The 18,845-nt window shown below is 56.0% G+C and carries 15 protein-coding genes and 1 pseudogene; 3 read left to right on the forward strand and 13 right to left on the reverse strand.

The genetic code is table 11. The features are described from left to right. From HZS81_RS16550 to HZS81_RS16575, 6 genes and pseudogenes are all read right to left on the reverse strand, one after another. Positions 1 to 130: pseudogene (locus HZS81_RS16550) on the reverse strand (electron transfer flavoprotein subunit beta/FixA family protein); the annotation flags it as partial. A gap of 112 nt (positions 131 to 242) precedes the next feature. Further along, positions 243 to 1,466 carry a CaiB/BaiF CoA transferase family protein gene (locus HZS81_RS16555; protein ID WP_179931623.1) on the reverse strand — a complete coding sequence of 408 codons (1,224 nt, stop codon included), beginning with the start codon at positions 1,464 to 1,466 and terminating at the stop codon, positions 243 to 245. A gap of 53 nt (positions 1,467 to 1,519) precedes the next feature. Next, a complete protein-coding gene (locus HZS81_RS16560; RefSeq protein ID WP_179931624.1) occupies positions 1,520 to 2,698 on the reverse strand; it encodes an acyl-CoA dehydrogenase in 1,179 nt (392 codons plus the stop codon). A 182-nt stretch (positions 2,699 to 2,880) separates the two neighbouring features. Next, a complete protein-coding gene (locus tag HZS81_RS16565; RefSeq protein WP_422141798.1) occupies positions 2,881 to 3,384 on the reverse strand; it encodes a disulfide bond formation protein B in 504 nt (167 codons plus the stop codon). Then, positions 3,384 to 5,024 carry a glutamate--cysteine ligase gene (gene gshA, locus HZS81_RS16570; protein WP_179931626.1) on the reverse strand — a complete coding sequence of 547 codons (1,641 nt, stop codon included), beginning with the start codon at positions 5,022 to 5,024 and terminating at the stop codon, positions 3,384 to 3,386. Before gshA ends, HZS81_RS16565 begins: the two co-directional genes overlap by 1 nt. Before the next feature lie 146 nt (positions 5,025 to 5,170). Continuing rightward, on the reverse strand, positions 5,171 to 7,531 hold the full coding sequence (locus HZS81_RS16575) for a Tex family protein (RefSeq protein WP_179931627.1): 2,361 nt from the start codon (positions 7,529 to 7,531) through the stop codon (positions 5,171 to 5,173). 264 nt (positions 7,532 to 7,795) lie between these two features. Between HZS81_RS16575 and parS the strand changes: the two genes are divergently transcribed. After that, positions 7,796 to 8,266 carry a type II RES/Xre toxin-antitoxin system antitoxin gene (gene parS / locus HZS81_RS16580; protein WP_179931628.1) on the forward strand — a complete coding sequence of 157 codons (471 nt, stop codon included), beginning with the start codon at positions 7,796 to 7,798 and terminating at the stop codon, positions 8,264 to 8,266. Further along, on the forward strand, positions 8,263 to 8,727 hold the full coding sequence (locus HZS81_RS16585; RefSeq protein WP_179931629.1) for a type II RES/Xre toxin-antitoxin system toxin: 465 nt from the start codon (positions 8,263 to 8,265) through the stop codon (positions 8,725 to 8,727). Before parS ends, HZS81_RS16585 begins: the two co-directional genes overlap by 4 nt. Positions 8,728 to 8,838: 111 nt before the next feature. Here HZS81_RS16585 and HZS81_RS16590 read toward each other — a convergent pair whose 3' ends face one another. From HZS81_RS16590 to yrfG, 4 genes are all read right to left on the reverse strand, one after another. After that, positions 8,839 to 10,395, reverse strand: a complete 1,557-nt coding sequence (locus HZS81_RS16590; protein ID WP_179931630.1) for a phosphoenolpyruvate carboxykinase — start codon at positions 10,393 to 10,395, stop codon at positions 8,839 to 8,841. Positions 10,396 to 10,707: 312 nt separating this feature from the next. Continuing rightward, positions 10,708 to 11,583, reverse strand: a complete 876-nt coding sequence (gene hslO / locus HZS81_RS16595) for an Hsp33 family molecular chaperone HslO (RefSeq protein WP_179931631.1) — start codon at positions 11,581 to 11,583, stop codon at positions 10,708 to 10,710. A gap of 7 nt (positions 11,584 to 11,590) precedes the next feature. Next, positions 11,591 to 11,980, reverse strand: a complete 390-nt coding sequence (hslR, locus tag HZS81_RS16600) for a ribosome-associated heat shock protein Hsp15 (RefSeq protein ID WP_179931632.1) — start codon at positions 11,978 to 11,980, stop codon at positions 11,591 to 11,593. 11 nt (positions 11,981 to 11,991) lie between these two features. Next, positions 11,992 to 12,651, reverse strand: a complete 660-nt coding sequence (yrfG, locus tag HZS81_RS16605; RefSeq protein ID WP_179931633.1) for a GMP/IMP nucleotidase — start codon at positions 12,649 to 12,651, stop codon at positions 11,992 to 11,994. Between the two features lie 98 nt (positions 12,652 to 12,749). Between yrfG and nudE the strand changes: the two genes are divergently transcribed. Then, positions 12,750 to 13,382, forward strand: a complete 633-nt coding sequence (gene nudE / locus HZS81_RS16610) for an ADP compounds hydrolase NudE (RefSeq protein ID WP_241697541.1) — start codon at positions 12,750 to 12,752, stop codon at positions 13,380 to 13,382. Between the two features lie 138 nt (positions 13,383 to 13,520). Here the strand turns inward: nudE and HZS81_RS16615 are convergent, their stop codons facing one another. The 3 genes from HZS81_RS16615 to HZS81_RS16625 all read right to left on the reverse strand — a co-directional run bounded on the left by HZS81_RS16615 (position 13,521) and on the right by HZS81_RS16625 (position 18,702). After that, positions 13,521 to 14,576 carry an oxidoreductase gene (locus HZS81_RS16615; RefSeq protein WP_179931634.1) on the reverse strand — a complete coding sequence of 352 codons (1,056 nt, stop codon included), beginning with the start codon at positions 14,574 to 14,576 and terminating at the stop codon, positions 13,521 to 13,523. Between the two features lie 43 nt (positions 14,577 to 14,619). Beyond that, the gene (ilvD, locus tag HZS81_RS16620; protein ID WP_179931635.1) at positions 14,620 to 16,464 is read right to left on the reverse strand and encodes a dihydroxy-acid dehydratase; all 1,845 of its coding nucleotides are present in this window, start codon (positions 16,462 to 16,464) and stop codon (positions 14,620 to 14,622) included. Between the two features lie 135 nt (positions 16,465 to 16,599). Further along, positions 16,600 to 18,702 carry a methyl-accepting chemotaxis protein gene (locus HZS81_RS16625; RefSeq protein ID WP_179931636.1) on the reverse strand — a complete coding sequence of 701 codons (2,103 nt, stop codon included), beginning with the start codon at positions 18,700 to 18,702 and terminating at the stop codon, positions 16,600 to 16,602. Positions 18,703 to 18,845: the final 143 nt, after the last annotated feature.

An 18,845-nucleotide genomic window follows, 5' to 3' on the forward strand; every position in this document is an offset into this window, starting at 1 on the left:
CTACGGCGATTTCGCAGAAGGGATTCATGGCCATTTTGACGTTGGTGAGATCAACGTCAGAATTATCCGGCTTGACCCGAATTTTGACGTTGTAGTCGATGACGCGTTTCACCGCGACGAGGATTTTCATCAGCCACCTCTTGGATACATATTGTGTGAGGGAGAATGTGTGATGGAGCCTATATGATAGCGCCTGCTTAATGGCGTTAGTGCCGTACCCAACCCAGCTAACGCGTAATACGCTACACCACCCCTTTTTTCTTCAGTGCTTCAATCTCACTAGCCGGCTTTTTCAGCACGCGCTCAAGCACAGTGGCCGTGTCTTCCCCTAGCGCGGGCGGGGCCTTGTGGTATTCAAGCGCGGTTTTCGAGTACTTGATCGGGTTAGCCACGCCCTGCACCGGCCCATGGGCAGAATCGAGGGATACCTGCATGCCACGTGCTTGAACTTGTGGGTCGGCAAAAACCTGCTCGATATCCTGAATCGGGCCGCAGGGAACGCCAATCTCGTTGAGAAGCACGGTCCACTCTTTGAGCGTGCGCGTTTTGGTTACGCTGACTAACAGCTCAATAAGCTCAACCCGATGCTTTACCCGTTCAGCGTTAGTTGCAAAGCGTATGTCATGGGCAAGCTCGCCGTGACCAATCGCCTCACAAAAACGCTGAAACTGTCCATTATTACCGACGGCAATAATAATTTGCTCACCGTCGGCGGTGGGAAATGGCTGATAGGGTACCAGATTGGGGTGGTAATCGCCGGTACGCGCTGGCGGCTTCCCGCTACAGAAGTAGTTCTGCGCCTGGTTAGCGAGCCAGCTCACCTGGACATCCAGTAGCGCCATATCGATATGCTGCCCTTCCCCGGTCTGGGTTCGGTGGTACAACGCACCTAAAATGGCAATAGTGGCGTTCATGCCGGTGGTCAAATCCGCCACCGCCACGCCGACACGTTTCGGGCCGGCGCCTGGCTCGCCATCTGCCGCCCCAGTAATGCTCATCAGCCCACCCTGAGCCTGAATAAGATAGTCGTAACCCGCCATTTCGGCCATCGGACCGGTGTGCCCAAAGCCCGTGATTGAGCAGTAGATTAACCCCGGGTTAAGCGCCGAGAGCGTTGCGTAGTCTAACCCCTTCTTCGCGAGGCCGCCGCTTTTAAAGTTCTCGACCAAAATGTCGCTTTGGTTGGCGATCTCGCGAATCAAGTCTTGGCCTTCGGGCTGACTAATATCGACGGTCAGCGAGTGCTTGCCGCGGTTAGCCGCAAGGTAGTAAGCCGATTCACGTGTCTCACTGCCATCTTCCGCCTGAAACCAGGGCGGCCCCCAGAGGCGCGTATCATCACCGCTGCCGGGGCGCTCGATCTTAATCACCTCGGCCCCCATATCCGCCAGAATCTGGGTACTCCAGGGGCCCGCCAACACGCGGCTAAGGTCAAGTACACGCAACCCTTGTAAGGGACCTGCCATGGTTTACTCCTGCCGTGAGAAAGAATTAGGCTCGCTGACGTTTCAGGTAACGCCTAGAAAAAAGCTTGGATTCCGGTTTGTGCCCGGCCCAGAATCAACGCGTGGATATCGTGCGTGCCTTCATAGGTGTTGACCGACTCCAAATTCACCATGTGGCGAATCACGCCGTACTCGTCTGATACGCCGTTGCCACCGTGCATATCCCGCGCTACGCGGGCAATATCCAACGCCTTACCACAGTTGTTACGCTTGATCAGCGAGATCATCTCCGGCGCCCAGTTGCCGCTATCCATTAGGCGGCCCACTTGGAGTGCGCTTTGCAGGCCCAAGGTGATCTCGGTCTGCATATCGGCGAGTTTCTTCTGAATCAGCTGGTTAGCGGCGAGTGGGCGGCCGAACTGCTTGCGATCCAGCGTGTATTGACGACCGGCATGCCAGCAGAATTCGGCGCTGCCCATGACGCCCCAAGCAATGCCGTAGCGCGCTTTATTCAAGCAGCCGAACGGGCCTTTTAGGCCGCTTACGTTAGGCAGCAAGTTCTCTTCCGGCACGAAGGCGTTATCCAGCACGATTTCACCGGTGATCGAGGCACGCAGTGAGACCTTGCCCTCGATCTTCGGCGCGCTGAACCCCTCAGTGCCCCGCTCGACGATAAAGCCTTTAATTTGGTTATCGTGAGCGGTGGATTTGGCCCACACCACAGCAACATCGGCAATCGGGCTGTTGGTAATCCAAATTTTGGCGCCGGTGAGGCGGTAACCGCCATCCACTTTCTCGGCACGCGTGGCCATCGAGCCGGGGTCGGAGCCGTGGTCGGGCTCGGTCAGCCCAAAACAGCCGACCCACTCGCCGCTGGCAAGCTTAGGCAGGTACTTCTGCTTCTGCTCTTCTGAGCCATAGGTTTCAATAGGGAACATCACCAGCGACGACTGCACACTCATGGCCGAGCGATAGCCCGAATCGACACGCTCGACTTCGCGAGCGATCAACCCGTAAGCCACATGGTTGACGCCTGCACCGCCGTATTCCGGCGAGACCGTCGCACCCAACAGGCCGAGTTCGCCCATCTCGCTCATAATCTCGCGATCAAAGCGCTCTTCACGAAACGCCGATAACACACGCGGTTGCAGGTTTTCTTGGCAGTAATCGTAGGCGGCGTCGCGGATCTGACGCTCTTCATCGGTCAACTGCTGTTCCAGTAGTAACGGATCATCCCAATTAAAACGGCTCATCGTCATAGCTCCCAGGCTGTAGCGGCAATAGGTAATCTTCAAAGTGCCTTACTAGAAAATATCTATATTTTATCAAATCGTCAAAATATTTTTCTTTCCGCGCAAACGCACTCGGCACCCGTACATGACGTACGGGTGCCGAGCGGAGCGAAATAAACGTAAACGAAGTGCGTGAAAGCGGTTTAGCGGCGAGCCGTGACAGCGAGCCAAAGCAGGCTCAGTGGTGCCATAGCTAAGAACAAAAAGCCGATGAGTGTCCATGCCGGCAGCGACAGTCCTAGCAGGGAGAAACTGATTTCGGCGCACTCGCCGGAACCGGTGAGGACCATCGCTACCACGTCCTGTAGCGGTAACATATCCATCATATAATCAAGATTTGGCCCGCAGCTCGGCACTTCATCGGCGGGCAATGACTGCAACCACACATGGCGCCCGGCGACAAAAGCACCGCCGGCAACGGTGATCAAGCTCAGCACACCATACAAGGCACGCCCGATGCGCCCAACAGGGTTATGTAGTGCCGCGACGGCTAGCACGATGGCGGTGGCAATCACCCCCACCCGCTGAAAAATACACAAAGGACAAGGGGCAAGGCCGACGATATGTTCAAGCGCGAGCGCAACGGCCATCATCAATACGCAGAACGCGAACCCTGCCAGTGCCACCCCGCGCGTAGAAGCCAGCATCAAGATGACACCTCGCCGTGTAGTGGCGTGAGGGCGCGATTTTCGCGCGCGCTAGCAAAGTAGTCGGCCAGAAACGCGTCAAAGCTCTCTAGATCGGCTTCTTCGATATCTTGCTGCTGTTGATGCGACGTCTCTACTAGCTGATCTAGCAGTGACTCACGGGCACGCATCAACGGCTGATGGCGCAGCTGCTCGCCCTGTTCTTTGGCCAAGGAAAGCATCAACTCGTTAAGCGACACGTTCTCTTGTTCGAGGCGTGCCAAAAGCTGCGCTGACGGCGTCAGCGACGGGTCTTGCAGGCTAGGTGCCAATGCCGCAATTGCCTCGGCATGGGGAGAACCGTCCTCCATCGCATCCAACAACGTTGCCACTTCGGCCATCTCAGTAAATATTTGCTCGCCCCAGTCGCGCACGCTAGTGGTTTTGCCATCGCGAGTTAGCTCTAGCGCTGGGTCGCGGCCACGCTCGACGACAAAGCGACGGTTATCGTCCAGACGGTCGCACTCCTCATCGGAAATCCATGGGCTTTCGCTGAGCAAACACCACATGAGGAAGGTATCGATAAAGCGAATTTGGGTTTCGGTCACGCCGAGCGGATCAAAGGGGTTTAAGTCCAGACAACGCACTTCGATGTATTCCACACCGCGCGCTTCTAGCGCCTGGCTCGGCGTCTCGTTGTGCTTAGCGACGCGCTTGGGACGAATGTCGCTGTAGTACTCGTTCTCGATCTGCAGAATATTGGCATTAAGCTGACGCCATTCACCGCCGACATTCACGCCTAACTTTTCGTAATCAGGCCAGGGCGAGGAGATGGCGTGGCGCAACGTATTGACGTAGTTGGATAACGAGTTGAAACAGATTTTTAGCTGCTCTTGCACCTTGTTCTGGTAGCCCAGATCCGACATACGTAGCGTCGTAGCGTAAGGTGCATAATAGCTTTCATCGTCTAACGTTTTGAGCTTTTCCGGCACGTTACCGCTGGGCAAAAAGCTTTTGTCGATCACCGGCGAAGCGCCGAAGAGATACAGCAAAAGCCAGCTGTGGCGACGGAAGTTGCGAATCAAACCGAAGTAGCGTGCCGATCGGTAGTCGTTCAGCGAGATTTTCTCCTGCCCTTCAAATGCTTGTAGCTCCTGCCACATCGAATCCGGCAGCGAGACGTTATAGTGCACACCGGCAATCGCCTGCATAATGCGCCCATAACGCACATCTAGCCCTTTGCGATAAACATACTTCATGGTACCGACATTAGAGGTGCCGTAGTCAGCAATCGCGACGCTATCGTTGCCATTTAAGCGGGCGGGCATACTCGCCGGCCAGATCCACTCATCATCAAGGTAACGATAGCTAAACGCCTGCAGATCGCCCAAAAAAGCCAGCGCTTCGCGTGGCTCGGAGTAAACCGGCGTGATGTACTCTAAAAGCGCCTCGGAGTAGTCGGTGGTGATATGCGGATGGGTCAGCTTAGAGCCAAGCGCCCGCGGGTGCGGTGTCTGAGCAATGCGGCCCTCGGCATCGACGCGCAGCCCTTCTTTTTCGATCCCACGGCGCAGGCGCCCCAAGCGTCCCTTGCGGGCGGCGGGCAGCAAACGCGCCACGTTAGCGACTAAAAATGACGGTACAGAGAGAGGCTCAGACAAGGTGAACACTCCTTGTTTAAAAGCCCGCCGCAGCAGGCTAGGTGAACTCAGCGAATGTCGCCACGGCAACACAAATCGCAGGATATGGCGCCATTTAGGCAACAATCAAGGTAACAGGCTAATTAATTCACGCTATGACGCAGCTTTTACTTATCTTGGCGTGCTTTGAGTAACGCCGCCCCTAGCGTCCCCACCGGTGCGCTCTCTTGCGCCGGCTTAGTGGATTTTCGTTTCCCACGGCTGGGCTTTATGTCACCGGATTTAGCCCCGTTTTTAGCGCCATCGCCTCGCTGGCTAGCGGCGCTGTCGGCATCCGGTTGATCATCCAGGCGCATGGACATACCCACCCGTTTGCGCGCAATATCCACGCTCATTACCTTCACAGTGACGATGTCACCGGCTTTTACCACACTCCGCGGGTCTTCGACAAAGCGATCAGACAGCGCGGAAATATGCACCAAGCCATCCTGATGCACGCCGATATCCACAAACGCGCCGAAGTGCGTCACATTGGTCACGGTGCCTTCGAGCACCATACCCAGTTTAAGGTCATTGAGCGTTTCCACGCCTTCGCGGAATTCGGCAGCCTTAAACTCAGGGCGTGGATCGCGGCCGGGTTTATCCAGCTCTTTGAGAATGTCGGTTACCGTGGGCACACCAAACCGCTCGTCGGCAAATTCGTCCGGTTTGAGCGCTTTCAGCGTGGCGCTATCGCCGATCAGACTACGCAGCTCGCGCCCGCTCTGCTTGGCGATGCGTTCGGCGAGTGGGTAAGCTTCCGGGTGAACGGCGCTGGCATCCAGTGGATTTTTTGCCTGGGGAATACGCAAGAAACCGGCGCACTGCTCGAACGTCTTCGGCCCTAGCCGGCTGACGTCTAGGAGTTCCTTACGGCTGGCAAAAGCGCCTTTGGCGTTGCGCTGGGCGACGATATTGTCGGCAAGTGTCGATGAGAGCCCTGCTACGCGCGCGAGCAGCGCGCTGGAGGCGGTGTTCAAATCCACCCCAACGGCGTTAACGCAGTCTTCGATCACCGCTTCGAGCGATTTGGAGAGCTGGACTTGGGAGACATCGTGCTGGTACTGCCCCACCCCGATGGACTTCGGCTCGATCTTGACCAGTTCGGCCAACGGGTCCTGCAACCGCCGCGCGATAGAGACGGCGCCGCGCACCGTGACATCCAGGTCAGGCAGCTCGCGGGAGGCGTATTCAGACGCCGAGTAAACCGACGCCCCTGCTTCGGAGACCATGACCTTGCTCAGCTGGCAATCAGGCGCCATGGCTTTGACGAGCTCGGCGGCGAGTTTGTCGGTTTCGCGGCTGGCCGTACCGTTGCCAACCGCGATCAGCGAAACGTTATGCTTTTTCACCAAGCGTGCCAGCTCAGCAAGCGATTCGTCCCACCGCTTTTGCGGCGCATGGGGGTAGATCGTGGCCTGATCGACAAACTGGCCCGTGGCGTCCACCACCGCCACTTTACAGCCAGTGCGCAGGCCAGGGTCCATGGCCAGCGTGACTTTCTGCCCGGCCGGTGCAGCCAGCAGTAAATCTTTCAAGTTCGCCGCAAACACCTCAATGGCGGTGAGCTCGGCTTGTTCGCGTAACTGGCCCAGAAGTTCGGTTTCCAGCGCAGTGTAAAGTTTCACCCGCCAGGTCCAGCGCACGACCTCAGACAGCCATTTATCTGCGGGACGCCCTTCGTCACGCACACCCACGTGCTTGGCAATCGCCACCTGGGCGGGGTGTATATCGACCTCGTCTTCGCCGGGCAAACGAATCGCAAGACTCAATATACCCTCGTTGCGGCCGCGGAACATCGCCAGCGCACGGTGAGACGGCACTTTCGCCAGTTTCTCATCGTGCTCAAAATAGTCGGAGAATTTGGCGCCTTCCTGCGCCTTGCCATCTAGCAAGCGAGATGAAAGCTCACCTTCTTGCCATAGGCGCTGGCGCAACTGCCCCACCAGTTCCGGGTCTTCGGCAAAGCGCTCCATCAGAACTTGCTTCGCTCCGTCGAGAGCAGACTTGGCATCCTCAATCGCGGGCGTTTCGCCTTCCGCCGGGCGCAGGTAATTGGCTGCTTCGGTTTCGGGATGACGCGTGGGGTCGGCAAGCAGCGCATCCGCTAGCGGCTCTAAGCCCGCTTCGCGGGCAATCTGCGCTTTGGTCCGGCGCTTTTTCTTATACGGAAGGTATAAATCTTCTAAGCGTTGCTTGGTATCCGCCGCGTCGATCTTACTCGCCAGCTCCGGGCTTAGCTTGCCCTGCTCATCAATGGCGGAAAGTACCGCCGCGCGTCGCTCTTCCAGTTCGCGCAAGTAACGCAGGCGCTCATCGAGCTGACGCAGTTGTATGTCATCCAGCGCACCGGTGACTTCTTTACGGTAACGGGCAATAAACGGCACGGTAGCGCCTTCATCCAACAACGCCACCGTCGCCGATACCTGTTGCGGGCGAACGCTCAGCTCATCGGCTAAGCGCGTGAGAATACGCTGATTGACATCCATATATCGCAACTAACTCATGCAGCTTTTAGTAGAAGCGACAAGGTATCACAAAGCGGCATTAACTGCCTCAGGCAGGCACGAAATGCAGTACGGCGCCGTTAAGCGGTTAAACCCGACAACCCCAGAAATGGTGTCGTTTCACGGTCACTCATCTCAACAAACACCGTCGTCGCGATATTACGGCAGGCCTTTACTGGCGCAGAAGTTACTCCTGATATATTCTGTCATTTGAGGTTTATTAAACATCATTTGATGAGGTTGATCATGGCAGAAGCAGCCGTCTCGCCGCAAAAGCTGAGGAGAAATGAACGTAAAGCCCTCGCGGCCGATTTCTGGCGGTTCAGTACAAGTCAGGAGTTATGCAACGAATCTGAGCGCTTGAAGAGTATCCACGACGGGTTTTCCCCAAGTTTATTCCAAGCGGTGCGGGTGACCTTTCAGCTTCAGGACAAGCAGGTTGAGGTGCTGCTGAATGCATCCACATCGACGCTTGACCGTCGCCGCCGTGAGCGAAAGAAGCTGGACTCGGTGGCGTCGGAACGTCTTGATAGAATTGCGACCGTCAGCCATCTCGCTGTGGAGGTTTTCGAGGATAAACAGGCCGCAATCGATTGGCTGTCTCGCCCGAACGAGACGCTGGGAGGGCAGGCCCCGATTATGCTATGCGAGACCGAGATTGGGGCAAAGCAGGTGCGGCGTGTGTTGCACGCCATGGAGTGGGGCGGGGCGGCGTGAAAGCTTGGAGAATCGCAAAAGCGAAACGCGCCAAGGATCTTAGCGGCAAGGGAGCGGCTATCGAAGGGGGTCGCTGGAATGATGAAGACGTACCAGCAGTGTACATGGGACTAGGCCCTGCCATTTGTTGCTTGGAAACCTATGTCCATGCATCAGGAAAGCCAGCGGTACCACTGAAGTTAACCTGCTTTGAACTGCCGGATGATGCTTCCTTTTATTGGGAGCCGGCTATTGGGGACCTTCCTCATGGCTGGTCGTCACTACCGGCAGACCGCCCCAGCATGGACTTCGGTACAAACTGGATTCGTTCGAATAGCCATCTGGGAATGATAGTTCCTTCTGCTGTGCTGCCCTTGGAACGCAATATCGTAATCAATCCCCACCACCCCAAGGTTAGTCAGATTAACATCGTGGATAGCTACGATTTTGTTTATGACCCTAGAATGCTGGAAAAATTGTAACGCAATCCATACGTAAAAAAGTTGACGCCCAAAATGTCGCTCCCAAACAACAAGCGGGGCAATGCTATGCACTGCCCCGCTTGTTGTTATACCGCTGCCAAAATGCGGTAATTACATCTGGCTCGGGCCCGCTTTGACAATGGCGTCGTTAACACCTTCAAACTTCTTGAAGTTATCCACGAACTTGGTGGTCAGTTCGCGCAGGTGATGGTCGTAGGCGTCTTGGTCTTCCCAGGTTTCGCGCGGGTCAAGCAATCTGGAATCGACACCCGGCACGGCTGTGGGCACTTGCAAATTCAGCCCGTTGATGTGCTTAGTTTCCACGTCGCGCAGCACGCCGGATTGAATCGCACTGATAATGGCGCGGGTCGTCGGAATAGAAAAGCGCGCGCCACCTTCACCGAAGGCGCCACCCGTCCAACCTGTGTTGACGAGATATACTTGCGCATCTTTCTGTTCAACACGTTTGATCAGAAGATCCGCATACTCGCGTGCCGGACGCGGAAAGAACGGCGCACCAAAGCAGGTAGAGAACGTTGCTGCCAGTCCTTCGGATGAGCCCATTTCTGTCGACCCTACCTTGGCGGTATAGCCAGAGAGGAAGTGATACGCGGCGGCTTCTTTAGACAGCACAGAAACCGGGGGCAGAACACCTGACATATCGCAGGTCAAAAAGACGATCGCGTTAGGTTCACCGGCAAGGTTTTCCCGTACACGCTTTTCGATATGCTCGAGCGGATAAGCGGCGCGTGAGTTCTGTGTGAGGCTGTCGTCGACGTAATCCGGCTCACGACGATCATCGAGTACGACGTTTTCCAGCACGGTACCAAATTTAATCGCATTCCAGATCACTGGCTCATTCTTTTCGGAGAGATCGATGCACTTGGCGTAGCAGCCGCCTTCCATGTTGAAGACGGTGCCATCCCCCCAGCCGTGCTCATCATCACCAATCAGGTAGCGCGCCGGGTCAGCGGAAAGCGTGGTTTTACCGGTACCGGAAAGACCGAAGAAGAGGCAAGTTTCACCGTCTTCGCCAACGTTAGCGGAGCAGTGCATCGGCAGCACGCCGGATTCCGGCAGCAAGAAGTTCTGCACCGAGAACATGGCTTTTTTCATTTCACCGGCGTAGCGCATACCAGCAATAAGCACTTTCTTCTCTGCGAAGTTAATAATGACACAGCCGTCAGAATTAGTGCCGTCACGGCTTGGCACGCACTCAAAGTGCGGAGCATTGAGAATCTGCCATGTCTCTTTGGTGCTCGGGTTATACACCTCAGGACGGACAAACATCGTGCGGCCGAACAGATTGTGCCACGCGGTTTCCGCGGTCACGCGCACCGGCAGATAGTGAACCGGGTCGCTGCCTACGTGTAGCTCGGAGACAAAGTGTTCGCCACTTTCCAAGTAATCGCTGACGCGTGCCCACAGAGCGCCGAATTTATCGGCGTCAAACGGACGGTTTACGCTACCCCAGTCGATGCTGTCACAGGTCGACGGCTCGTCGACGATGAAGCGATCTTTCGGTGAACGGCCGGTACGCTCGCCGGTGTTTACCACCAGCGCACCGTTGGCCGACAGGCGGCCTTCACCACAGGCCACGGCGCGCTCAATCAGTTCGGCACTGGTTAGGTTCACGTGGGCTTGGGGGGCAGCTTGGGTCGTGGTCATGTCGATTCCTGGGCCTTGAGGCCAATTATCTCATTTACCCGGCGTCACCGACGCCTGAAAAATCACCCCTACCGCGTAGTTACACGGCTGGGCACGCTGAAAACGAGCGCATTATGACAAAAAGAAAGCCCCCGGGAAATGGGGGTATATGGCAAATATTTTGTAGTTAAACTACAACACAACCACTACATTTTGTGTTGCGCTGCAAAACTGCAGTAAAACGGCCGTTTACTCGTGACGCTAATCTTATTGATTCTTCGGTCTCTTATTTTCTTAGCGCATAATCCTCGCTTTTCCGTGCTGACGACAACATCAATGAATTGTCGGTGCTGAAGCGTCTGGATTAACCAAAAATGTCTCGATTTCTGCCGCTGTGTAGTGGTATTCCGAGTGGCAAAAGTGGCATTGCGTCTCTATGCCGCCCTGCTCTGCGACAATATCGCGCAGCTCATCTGCCCCTAAAGTCAGTAGCGCCTTGGCCATACGCTCGCGGGAACAGGTGCAGCCAAAATACAGCGCCTTGGGCTCAAAAACGCGCACCGTCTCTTCGTGATAGAGCCGATACAGCACTTCGCGCTGCTCCAAGCCCAAAAGTTCTTCGCGTTTGATGGTGTCGGCCAGCTGTGCGCTACGCTCCCACGCATCAACATCTTGATTTTGCGCTTCATGGGGTAAGCGCTGTAGCAGCAACCCACCCGCACGCTGACCGTCTGCCGCAAGCCACAGCCGCGTGGGTAGCTGTTCCGATTGACCAAAATAGGCTTCTAAACACCCGGCAAGCGAGTCGTGATCCAGCGCCACAATTCCCTGATACCGATGCCCCTCTTTCGGGTCGAGTGTGATCACAATCTGGCCGTCACCCACTAAATCGCGAAAGGCCGCCGTTTCACTTGGCAGTGCCGCTCCTTCCGCCACCCGGGCAATAGCACGCAATTCGCCGCCAGGATTGGATTCGGCCATCAAAAGCGAAAGCCCCCCTTGGCCACGCACTTCAATGCTCAAAGTACCGTCAAGCTTGACGGTGTCCGTCAGCAGGGCGACGGCGGCTAAAAGCTCGCCGAGCAGCGCGTTCACCGCGGGCGGATACGCATGGCGTTCAAGCACTTCCTGGTAAGCGCGCTCAAGGGTCACAATCTCGCCACGCACATTGGTCTGGTCAAACAAAAATCGTTGGATCTGATCGGACATGGTTTTCTCACTCACCCTGCTGGCGTTGGAAGCGCTGAATCTCGCGGCGCTGTTTTTTATCCGGGCGTTTCAGCGGGTGTTGCATTACCTGATTGTTCAAACGGCGCGCTTCGGCTTCACGCTCGCGCCGTTCACGACTTGCTTCGGTTTCGGCGTAAAGCATGCGGGCTTCCGGTGCGCCACGGCGCTGACCGGAGATACCGGTAACTTCGACATCAAAAATATCCCATCCCTGGGGGACGCGGATGATCGCACCCAGCTCTACGTTCTTGCTGGTCTTGGCCCGCGCACCATCGTATTGTACTTTGCCGCCTTCAATCGCCTTTTTCGCCAGCGCGCGAGTCTTGAAAAAGCGCGCGGCCCAAAGCCACTTATCTAACCGTACATTTTCGCTCATCTAGGCTCCTCCTACGGTAAATCGCGAGGCAATAGCTGGGCAAAGCGGTCCAACGCAATGAACTCTTGCAGCGCTTTCTCCGGCCGCTGACTATCGGGCTGCTTAATGCCAAGCAAATGCTTAATGCCAAATTCGCGGGCACTTTCCAGCACATGAGGGTTATCGTCAATAAACAGCGTGCGCGCCGGGTCGAATGACTCAAGCTCTTGTAGCGCGAACCAGAAAGCCTGCTCCTCCTTGGCCGCCCCCACGTCTTCTGAAGACACGATAGCATCGAGATACGCTTCAAGCCCCGTTAGCGGCAACTTGAGCTCTAGGCTCGCCCTATCGGCGTTGGTGGCCAGCACCACGCGAGGATGTTCTGTTTGTAGCCACTTAAGAAAATCGAGCGCATCACCACGCAAACCAATGAGATGCTGCACTTCACGCTTGAGGGCGACAACGTCCACGCCCAGTTCACGGCTCCAGTACGCCAAGCTGTACCAATTGAGCGTTCCCTGTTCACCAATAATGCGGGCTTTGAGCGCTGTTTGCGACGCTTCATCAAGCTGATGCAGTTCGACATAGCGGCGTGGCAAATGCTCTAACCAGAAGTGGCTATCGAAGTGTAAATCCAATAGCGTGCCATCCATATCTAACAACACGGTATCGATAGCTTGCCAGTCGATCATGCACCACTCCAGACAGTAGGGGAAAGCGTGCTATTGTAGCGCAATCGCTTTTACCCAGCACGCTTACACCCTGATCTTGCTTAGCCACGGAGGCACCGATGTCATCGTCTGATACACAACCCACTAACGCGTCGAAGCCTGAGGGCAACGCGCCAAAGTACCTGCAAAAACCCCAGATTTTAGCCCGTGAAAGCGTGGCAAAGAGCCGTTTGTTTCACGTTGAGTCGCTCGACCTGCGGTTTTCCAACGGCGAAGAACGCACCTTTGAGCGGCTAACCGGCGCCGACCGCGGTGCGGTGATGATCGTCGCCATGCCAGACCCAGAACACGTGCTGTTAATTCGCGAGTATGCCGCTGGCTTTGAAGATTACGTGCTTACGCTACCTAAAGGGCTGGTGGACCCAGGGGAAAGTTTCGTGACCGCCGCAAACCGCGAATTGATGGAAGAGTGTGGTTTCGGTGCGCACCGCATTGAGCCGCTTGTCGAGCTTTCGCTTGCGCCCAACTACATGCGCCACCGCATGCAGGTGCTTCTTGCCACCGACCTCTACCCCAAGCGTCTGCCGGGGGATGAGCCAGAGCCGTTGATTGTGGAAACTCACGCCATCGAAGAACTCCCCACCCTGCTGTTGCGTGAGGATTTTCACGAAGCCCGTGCCATTGCCGCGCTGTATATCGCCCGAGATAGGTTGCGCGAAGAGAAGCGCAATAGTGAGGCGGATTTGCTTTGATAGGGTAGTGAATAGTAAGTGGTAAGTGGTAAGTGGTAAGTGGTAAGTAGTGAATAGTAAGTGGTAAGGAGTGAATAGCCGGGTGCGCCGTAGGCTTACCACGCGCTACGAAAACACACTCACGCCTCACCCTTCACATCAATGATTTTTCAATACAATCCAGCGCCGTTGGCGGTGGCTGTCCAGTCCTGCTTCCAGCAAGGCCATTGAGCGCAGGGCATCGTCAACGCTTACCGGTAGCGGCGCTTTATCACGGATAGCGGCGGCGATGCCTTGGTAATAGGCAAGGTAGTCCCCCGGCTGGTTTGGAAGTTCACGACGCGTTAACGACGTGCTTTCGCCCTCTCTTTCGCGCAGCGTCAGGGTGCCATGTTGGCTATCTTCGCCCCATTGCGATGTCGGCACTTCGCCAGCTTTTAAACGATCCTCCTGAGGGTCTAAGCCGTATTTCACGAAGCTGCCTTGGGTGCCATGAATCCGGAAGCGCGGCGTCGGTTCGGCAACCAACGTGCCTGCCGCCAGAGTAACGCGATAGCTTTCGTAGTCGAGCAGTGCCAGAAAGTCATCGTCGGCCTGGGCGCCATCTCGCAGCACGCCGAGTTCCAGCAGAATAGCCTGGGGCATGCCAAATAGCTCGCAGGCTTGATCCAATAGATGCGGTCCCAGGTCATACCAGATACCGCCACCGGGTACGGCCTTCTCGCGCCAGCGGTCGCGGACTTCCGGGCGAAAGCGGTCAAAATGAGATTCAAAATGTACCAGCCGCCCTAGCGTCCCCGCTTCAAGCAAGGCTTTAACGGTCAAGAAATCGCTATCCCAACGGCGGTTGTGAAACACCGACAGTAGACACTCGTTGTCATCAGCCAACTTTTTGAGCAGCTTTCCTTCTGACAACGTAACCGTGAACGGTTTATCCACCACGACATGCTTGCCCGCCGAGAGCGCGGCTTTAGCAAGGGGGAAGTGAGTGTTGTTAGGGGTGGCAATCACGATCAGGTCAATATCACTGCGCTGACAAAGCGCTAATGCCTGAGCAGCTACCTCAACATCGGGCAGGGACGCTTGCACCTTGGCAGCATCGCTTGAAGACACCGCGACCAAGTCCAGGCCTTCCGTGGCCTGGATTAGCGGAGCGTGGAAGGTTTGGCTAGCGAAACCATAACCGACTAAGCCAACATTAATAATCGCCTTCATGTGATTCCTTACTCGAGTTGACTGCGTTTGTTAGCTGCGTGTATCAGTCGAGCTTGCTTAGATCACGAACAGCCCCTTTGTCAGCTGAGGTTGCCAGTAGCGCATAGGCTTTAAGCGCTGGGGTAATCTTACGCGGGCGCTGTTCTAGGGGTTTCCAAGCATCTTTGCCTTTGGCGTCCATGGCGTCTCGGCGAGCCTTAAGTTCGGCGTCCGAGAGTTTGACATTAATCGCCCGGTTGGGAATATCGATAACAATTGTATCGCCCTGCTCGACTAGCCCAATAGCACCGCCTGCAGCGGCTTCCGGTGACACATGACCAATCGAAAGCCCGGACGTACCGCCAGAAAAGCGCCCATCGGTCAGGAGTGCGCAGGCTTTTCCCAGGCCTTTAGACTTCAAGTATGAGGTGGGATAAAGCATTTCCTGCATACCCGGCCCACCCTTCGGCCCTTCGTAGCGGATCACGACCACGTCGCCCTCTTTGACATTGCCTTCCAGCACGCTGGCTACCGCTTGATCTTGAGATTCGACCACATGGGCTTTGCCTTCAAACACTAAAATCGCGTCGTCTACGCCAGCCGTTTTTACCACGCAGCCGTTTAAAGCGATATTGCCGTAAAGCACGGCTAGCCCACCCTGAAGGGAGAAGGCGTTTTCAAGACGGCGAATGCACCCATTGGCGCGATCACCATCAAGGCTCGGCCAGCGCGAATTTTGCGAAAACGCTGTTTGGGTAGGCACGCCTCCTGGTCCTGCTTTGTAGAACTCTACGACCTCAGCGCTGGGCGAGCGCATGATATCCCACTCATCGAGCGCCGCTTTGAGGCTATCGCCGTACACCGTGGGTACCGTATTGTCGAGCACGCCCGCGCGGTCCAGCTCACCGAGAATCGCCATGATACCGCCGGCACGGTGGCAATCTTCAATGTGATACTTTTGCGTATTGGGCGCCAGCTTGCACAGCTGAGGCACTTCGCGCGAGAGGCGATCAATATCCGCCATACTGAAGTCGATCTCCGCCTCTTGGGCGGCGGCGAGAAGGTGCAGGATGGTATTGGTGGAGCCCCCCATGGCGATATCCAGCGTCATGGCGTTCTTAAACGCTGCCAAAGAACCAATCGCACGAGGCAAAAGGTGGGCCTCGTTGCCTTCGTAATAGCGCTTGGCGAGATCGACAATACGGTGACCCGCTGTCTCAAAGAGGCGGCGGCGGTCAGCGTGGGTGGCAAGCATCGTGCCATTGCCGGGCAATGCCAAGCCCAACGCTTCCATCAAGCAGTTCATCGAATTGGCGGTAAACATGCCCGAACAGCTGCCGCAGGTTGGGCAAGCACTGCGCTCGACTTCAGCGAGCGTTTCATCGTCGACGCGATCATCAGCGGCCATGACCATGGCATCGACAAGATCGAGACCGTGATCGAGCAGTTTGGTTTTACCTGCTTCCATCGGCCCGCCGGAGACGAAAATCACTGGAATGTTCAAGCGCATCGCCGCCATCAACATCCCAGGCGTGATCTTGTCGCAGTTGGAAATGCACACCAGGGCATCGGCGCAGTGCGCATTGCACATGTATTCGACACTATCCGCAATGATATCGCGGCTGGGCAGCGAATAGAGCATACCGTCGTGCCCCATGGCAATGCCGTCATCCACCGCGATGGTATTGAACTCTTTGGCCACGCCCCCCGCTTGTTCAATTTCCCCCGCGACCAGCTGCCCCATATCCTTTAGGTGAACGTGACCGGGCACGAACTGGGTAAACGAGTTTGCCACGGCGATGATTGGCTTGTGAAAGTCGTCATCTTTCATACCGGTGGCACGCCATAGGGCGCGGGCACCGGCCATATTACGACCGGCAGTAGTGGTACGGGAGGGATACTCGGGCATGGTGTCCTCAATCTTCCTAAAGCCAAGCCGCCCTTACAGGCGGCTTGACTCAGTTAAATACAGCGCTGATGGGGTAACGCTAATATTAGCGTAAACGCTGATTGTGGCACGAGCCCGCGTATGAAACTAGCGGGGTTAGAGAGCGTGCTCCAGCCTCGGCGCTGCCTGTTGATGTGAGGTGCGCTCCAGCCGCGCCAATGCCGCTTCAATACTCTCTTCACGCCCGCCTTCCAGGCGGAACGCGGCGATAACGTTGGCTAACTCATGAGCCTCGTTGGTCAGTTGGCTGGCCGCCTCAGCGATCGATTGCACCCGGCTGGCATTTTGCTGTGTCACTTGATCCATCTCAGAAACGGCAGAGTTGATCTGAGTGATACCGCTGGTTTGCTCTTCCGAGGCATGCGTGATTTCTTCCATGAGATCGCTCACTTTCATCACCTGCGCGACCACGGCTTCAATGGACGTTTCCGCCTCCCCTGCCGCCTTTCGGCCACTTTGAATCTCGCTGTCGGAGGCATCAATCAGCTCGCGAATTTCCTGTGCGGCCGTCGCACTACGCCCTGCAAGCTGGCGCACCTCACTTGCCACCACCGCGAAACCGCGCCCGGCTTCACCGGCTCGAGCAGCCTCGACCGACGCATTCAGTGCCAGAATATTGGTCTGGAAAGCGATGCCATCGATCACGCTGATAATATCGGTCATCTTGGCTGAGCGCTTAGCAATACCCTCCATTCGCTCAACCAGCTCCTGCATTTTCTCGCCTGTCTCACGGGTGGCATTCGCATTTTCCATGGCAAGTTTATTCGCTTGTCGCGCATTGTCGGTATTTTGCTGCACCGTGGCGGTCATTTGATCCATGCTGGAGGCGGTTTGCTGCAACGATGACGCCTGCTGTTCGGTGCGCGACGCGAGGTCTTCGTTTTCATCGGCAATACGCTGTGCCGCCGGGGTCACCACTTGGATGCGCTCATCGACTTCCCCCACGATGCTCGACAGCGATGCTCGCATCGTGCGAATCGAGTTCAGCAGGTCACCCAGCTCATCCTGGCGTTGCTGATTAACCCGCGTTGCCAAATTACCTGCGGCAATTTGAAAGGTGACCCGACGCGCGTCGTTTAGCGAGCTTAAGAGCGACCTAAAAATCAATACGCTTAACAGCACCATCGTCGCGATGCCGATAATCAGCACCCCTGCTTGGGCGATCAACATTTGCGTTTGCCCGGCTTGGGCGGCGCCCATTAACTCGGCCGCCAACTCACGTTCACGCGCAACAAGGGCATCAGCGGAGGCTTTAAGCGCCGCTAACGTAGGCTCTACGTCGCCGTTGAAGGATTCAAACGCCTGAAACCCTTGTCCATCGTCCAATGCGGCATAAGTGGTGCTAATCCCCTCATGAATGGCGTTTAGCTGGTCACGAAAATCGGTAACGTCTTGGCGTTCGGTTTGATCCGAATTGCTATACTGCTCCCATCGGTCATTCATGCGCGCTTCGCTTTCTTCCCAAGTCGAGATGAGCGCCTGGAGGTCTACACCTCGCGGATTGCGCGCCGCCGGCGCCAAGGCGTTAACTTCCTGGTTAAGCAGTCGCTCAATGGCTTGCAAACTTGCCACGTCTTCAAGCCCGGCTTGATTCAACCGCGCTAAACGCTCTCCCGACACCATCAGCCCGTATACGCCCAAGCTACCGGCAACGGCAAGCAGAACAACGGCGACAAGCACCATGCCCATCAGCTTCGCCCGCATGCTGTTAAAGCTAAAGCGCGCCATCCAGCCCACCGGTCCCGTGCGCTTGATTTCCCCGCGTTGGAGCTTATATCCGCGTAAGCTGCCTTTCCGGCAAATCGTGGCATAGACACGCTCGGCACGCTGAATCGCTTTTTGCGTCGCGCGACGTTGGACCGAGGTGTAACCCACCACCTGATCGCCATCACGCAACGCCGCCACCGTGGCTTGTACCCAGTAATAATCCCCGTTTTTACACCGGTTTTTCAGCACACCTTGCCAGGTATGGCCCGCTTTTAGCGTTTCCCAGAGATCTTTAAACACCTGCGGCGGCATATCGGGGTGACGCAACAGGTTTTGTGGGGAACCAATGAGTTCATCGTAGGTATAGCCACTCACCGTGACAAAGTCGGAGTTGGCGTAGGTGATATTTCCGTCTGTATCAGAGCGAGAAATTAATACGTCGTCGTTCTCCAACGCGTACTCTTTATCGGTTACCGGCTGATTATCGCGCATTACTGTCCCTCATACTTGCCTTTGGTATATATATAAGCTTAAACGTATAGAGATTAGCGTTGACACACAACGACTAAAGTATGAGGAAATCAACGCCACGCGAACCGCGCAGCGTTGTGTAGGGAAGAGATCAGGGAAGAAAT

Source organism: Vreelandella salicampi, assembly GCF_013415105.1.
GTDB lineage: Bacteria > Pseudomonadota > Gammaproteobacteria > Pseudomonadales > Halomonadaceae > Vreelandella > Vreelandella salicampi.

Bases quoted from the DNA above. Each gene is read 5' to 3' on its own strand.
- HZS81_RS16555 (WP_179931623.1), bottom strand. From the start codon at position 1,466: ATGGCAGGTCCCTTACAAGGGTTGCGTGTACTTGACCTTAGCCGCGTG.
- HZS81_RS16560 (WP_179931624.1), bottom strand. From the start codon at position 2,698: ATGAGCCGTTTTAATTGGGATGATCCGTTACTACTGGAACAGCAGTTG.
- HZS81_RS16565 (WP_422141798.1), bottom strand. From the start codon at position 3,384: ATGCTGGCTTCTACGCGCGGGGTGGCACTGGCAGGGTTCGCGTTCTGC.
- HZS81_RS16575 (WP_179931627.1), bottom strand. From the start codon at position 7,531: ATGGATGTCAATCAGCGTATTCTCACGCGCTTAGCCGATGAGCTGAGC.
- parS (WP_179931628.1), top strand. From the start codon at position 7,796: ATGGCAGAAGCAGCCGTCTCGCCGCAAAAGCTGAGGAGAAATGAACGT.
- HZS81_RS16590 (WP_179931630.1), bottom strand. From the start codon at position 10,395: ATGACCACGACCCAAGCTGCCCCCCAAGCCCACGTGAACCTAACCAGT.
- hslO (WP_179931631.1), bottom strand. From the start codon at position 11,583: ATGTCCGATCAGATCCAACGATTTTTGTTTGACCAGACCAATGTGCGT.
- hslR (WP_179931632.1), bottom strand. From the start codon at position 11,980: ATGAGCGAAAATGTACGGTTAGATAAGTGGCTTTGGGCCGCGCGCTTT.
- yrfG (WP_179931633.1), bottom strand. From the start codon at position 12,651: ATGATCGACTGGCAAGCTATCGATACCGTGTTGTTAGATATGGATGGC.
- nudE (WP_241697541.1), top strand. From the start codon at position 12,750: ATGTCATCGTCTGATACACAACCCACTAACGCGTCGAAGCCTGAGGGC.
- HZS81_RS16615 (WP_179931634.1), bottom strand. From the start codon at position 14,576: ATGAAGGCGATTATTAATGTTGGCTTAGTCGGTTATGGTTTCGCTAGC.
- ilvD (WP_179931635.1), bottom strand. From the start codon at position 16,464: ATGCCCGAGTATCCCTCCCGTACCACTACTGCCGGTCGTAATATGGCC.
- HZS81_RS16625 (WP_179931636.1), bottom strand. From the start codon at position 18,702: ATGCGCGATAATCAGCCGGTAACCGATAAAGAGTACGCGTTGGAGAAC.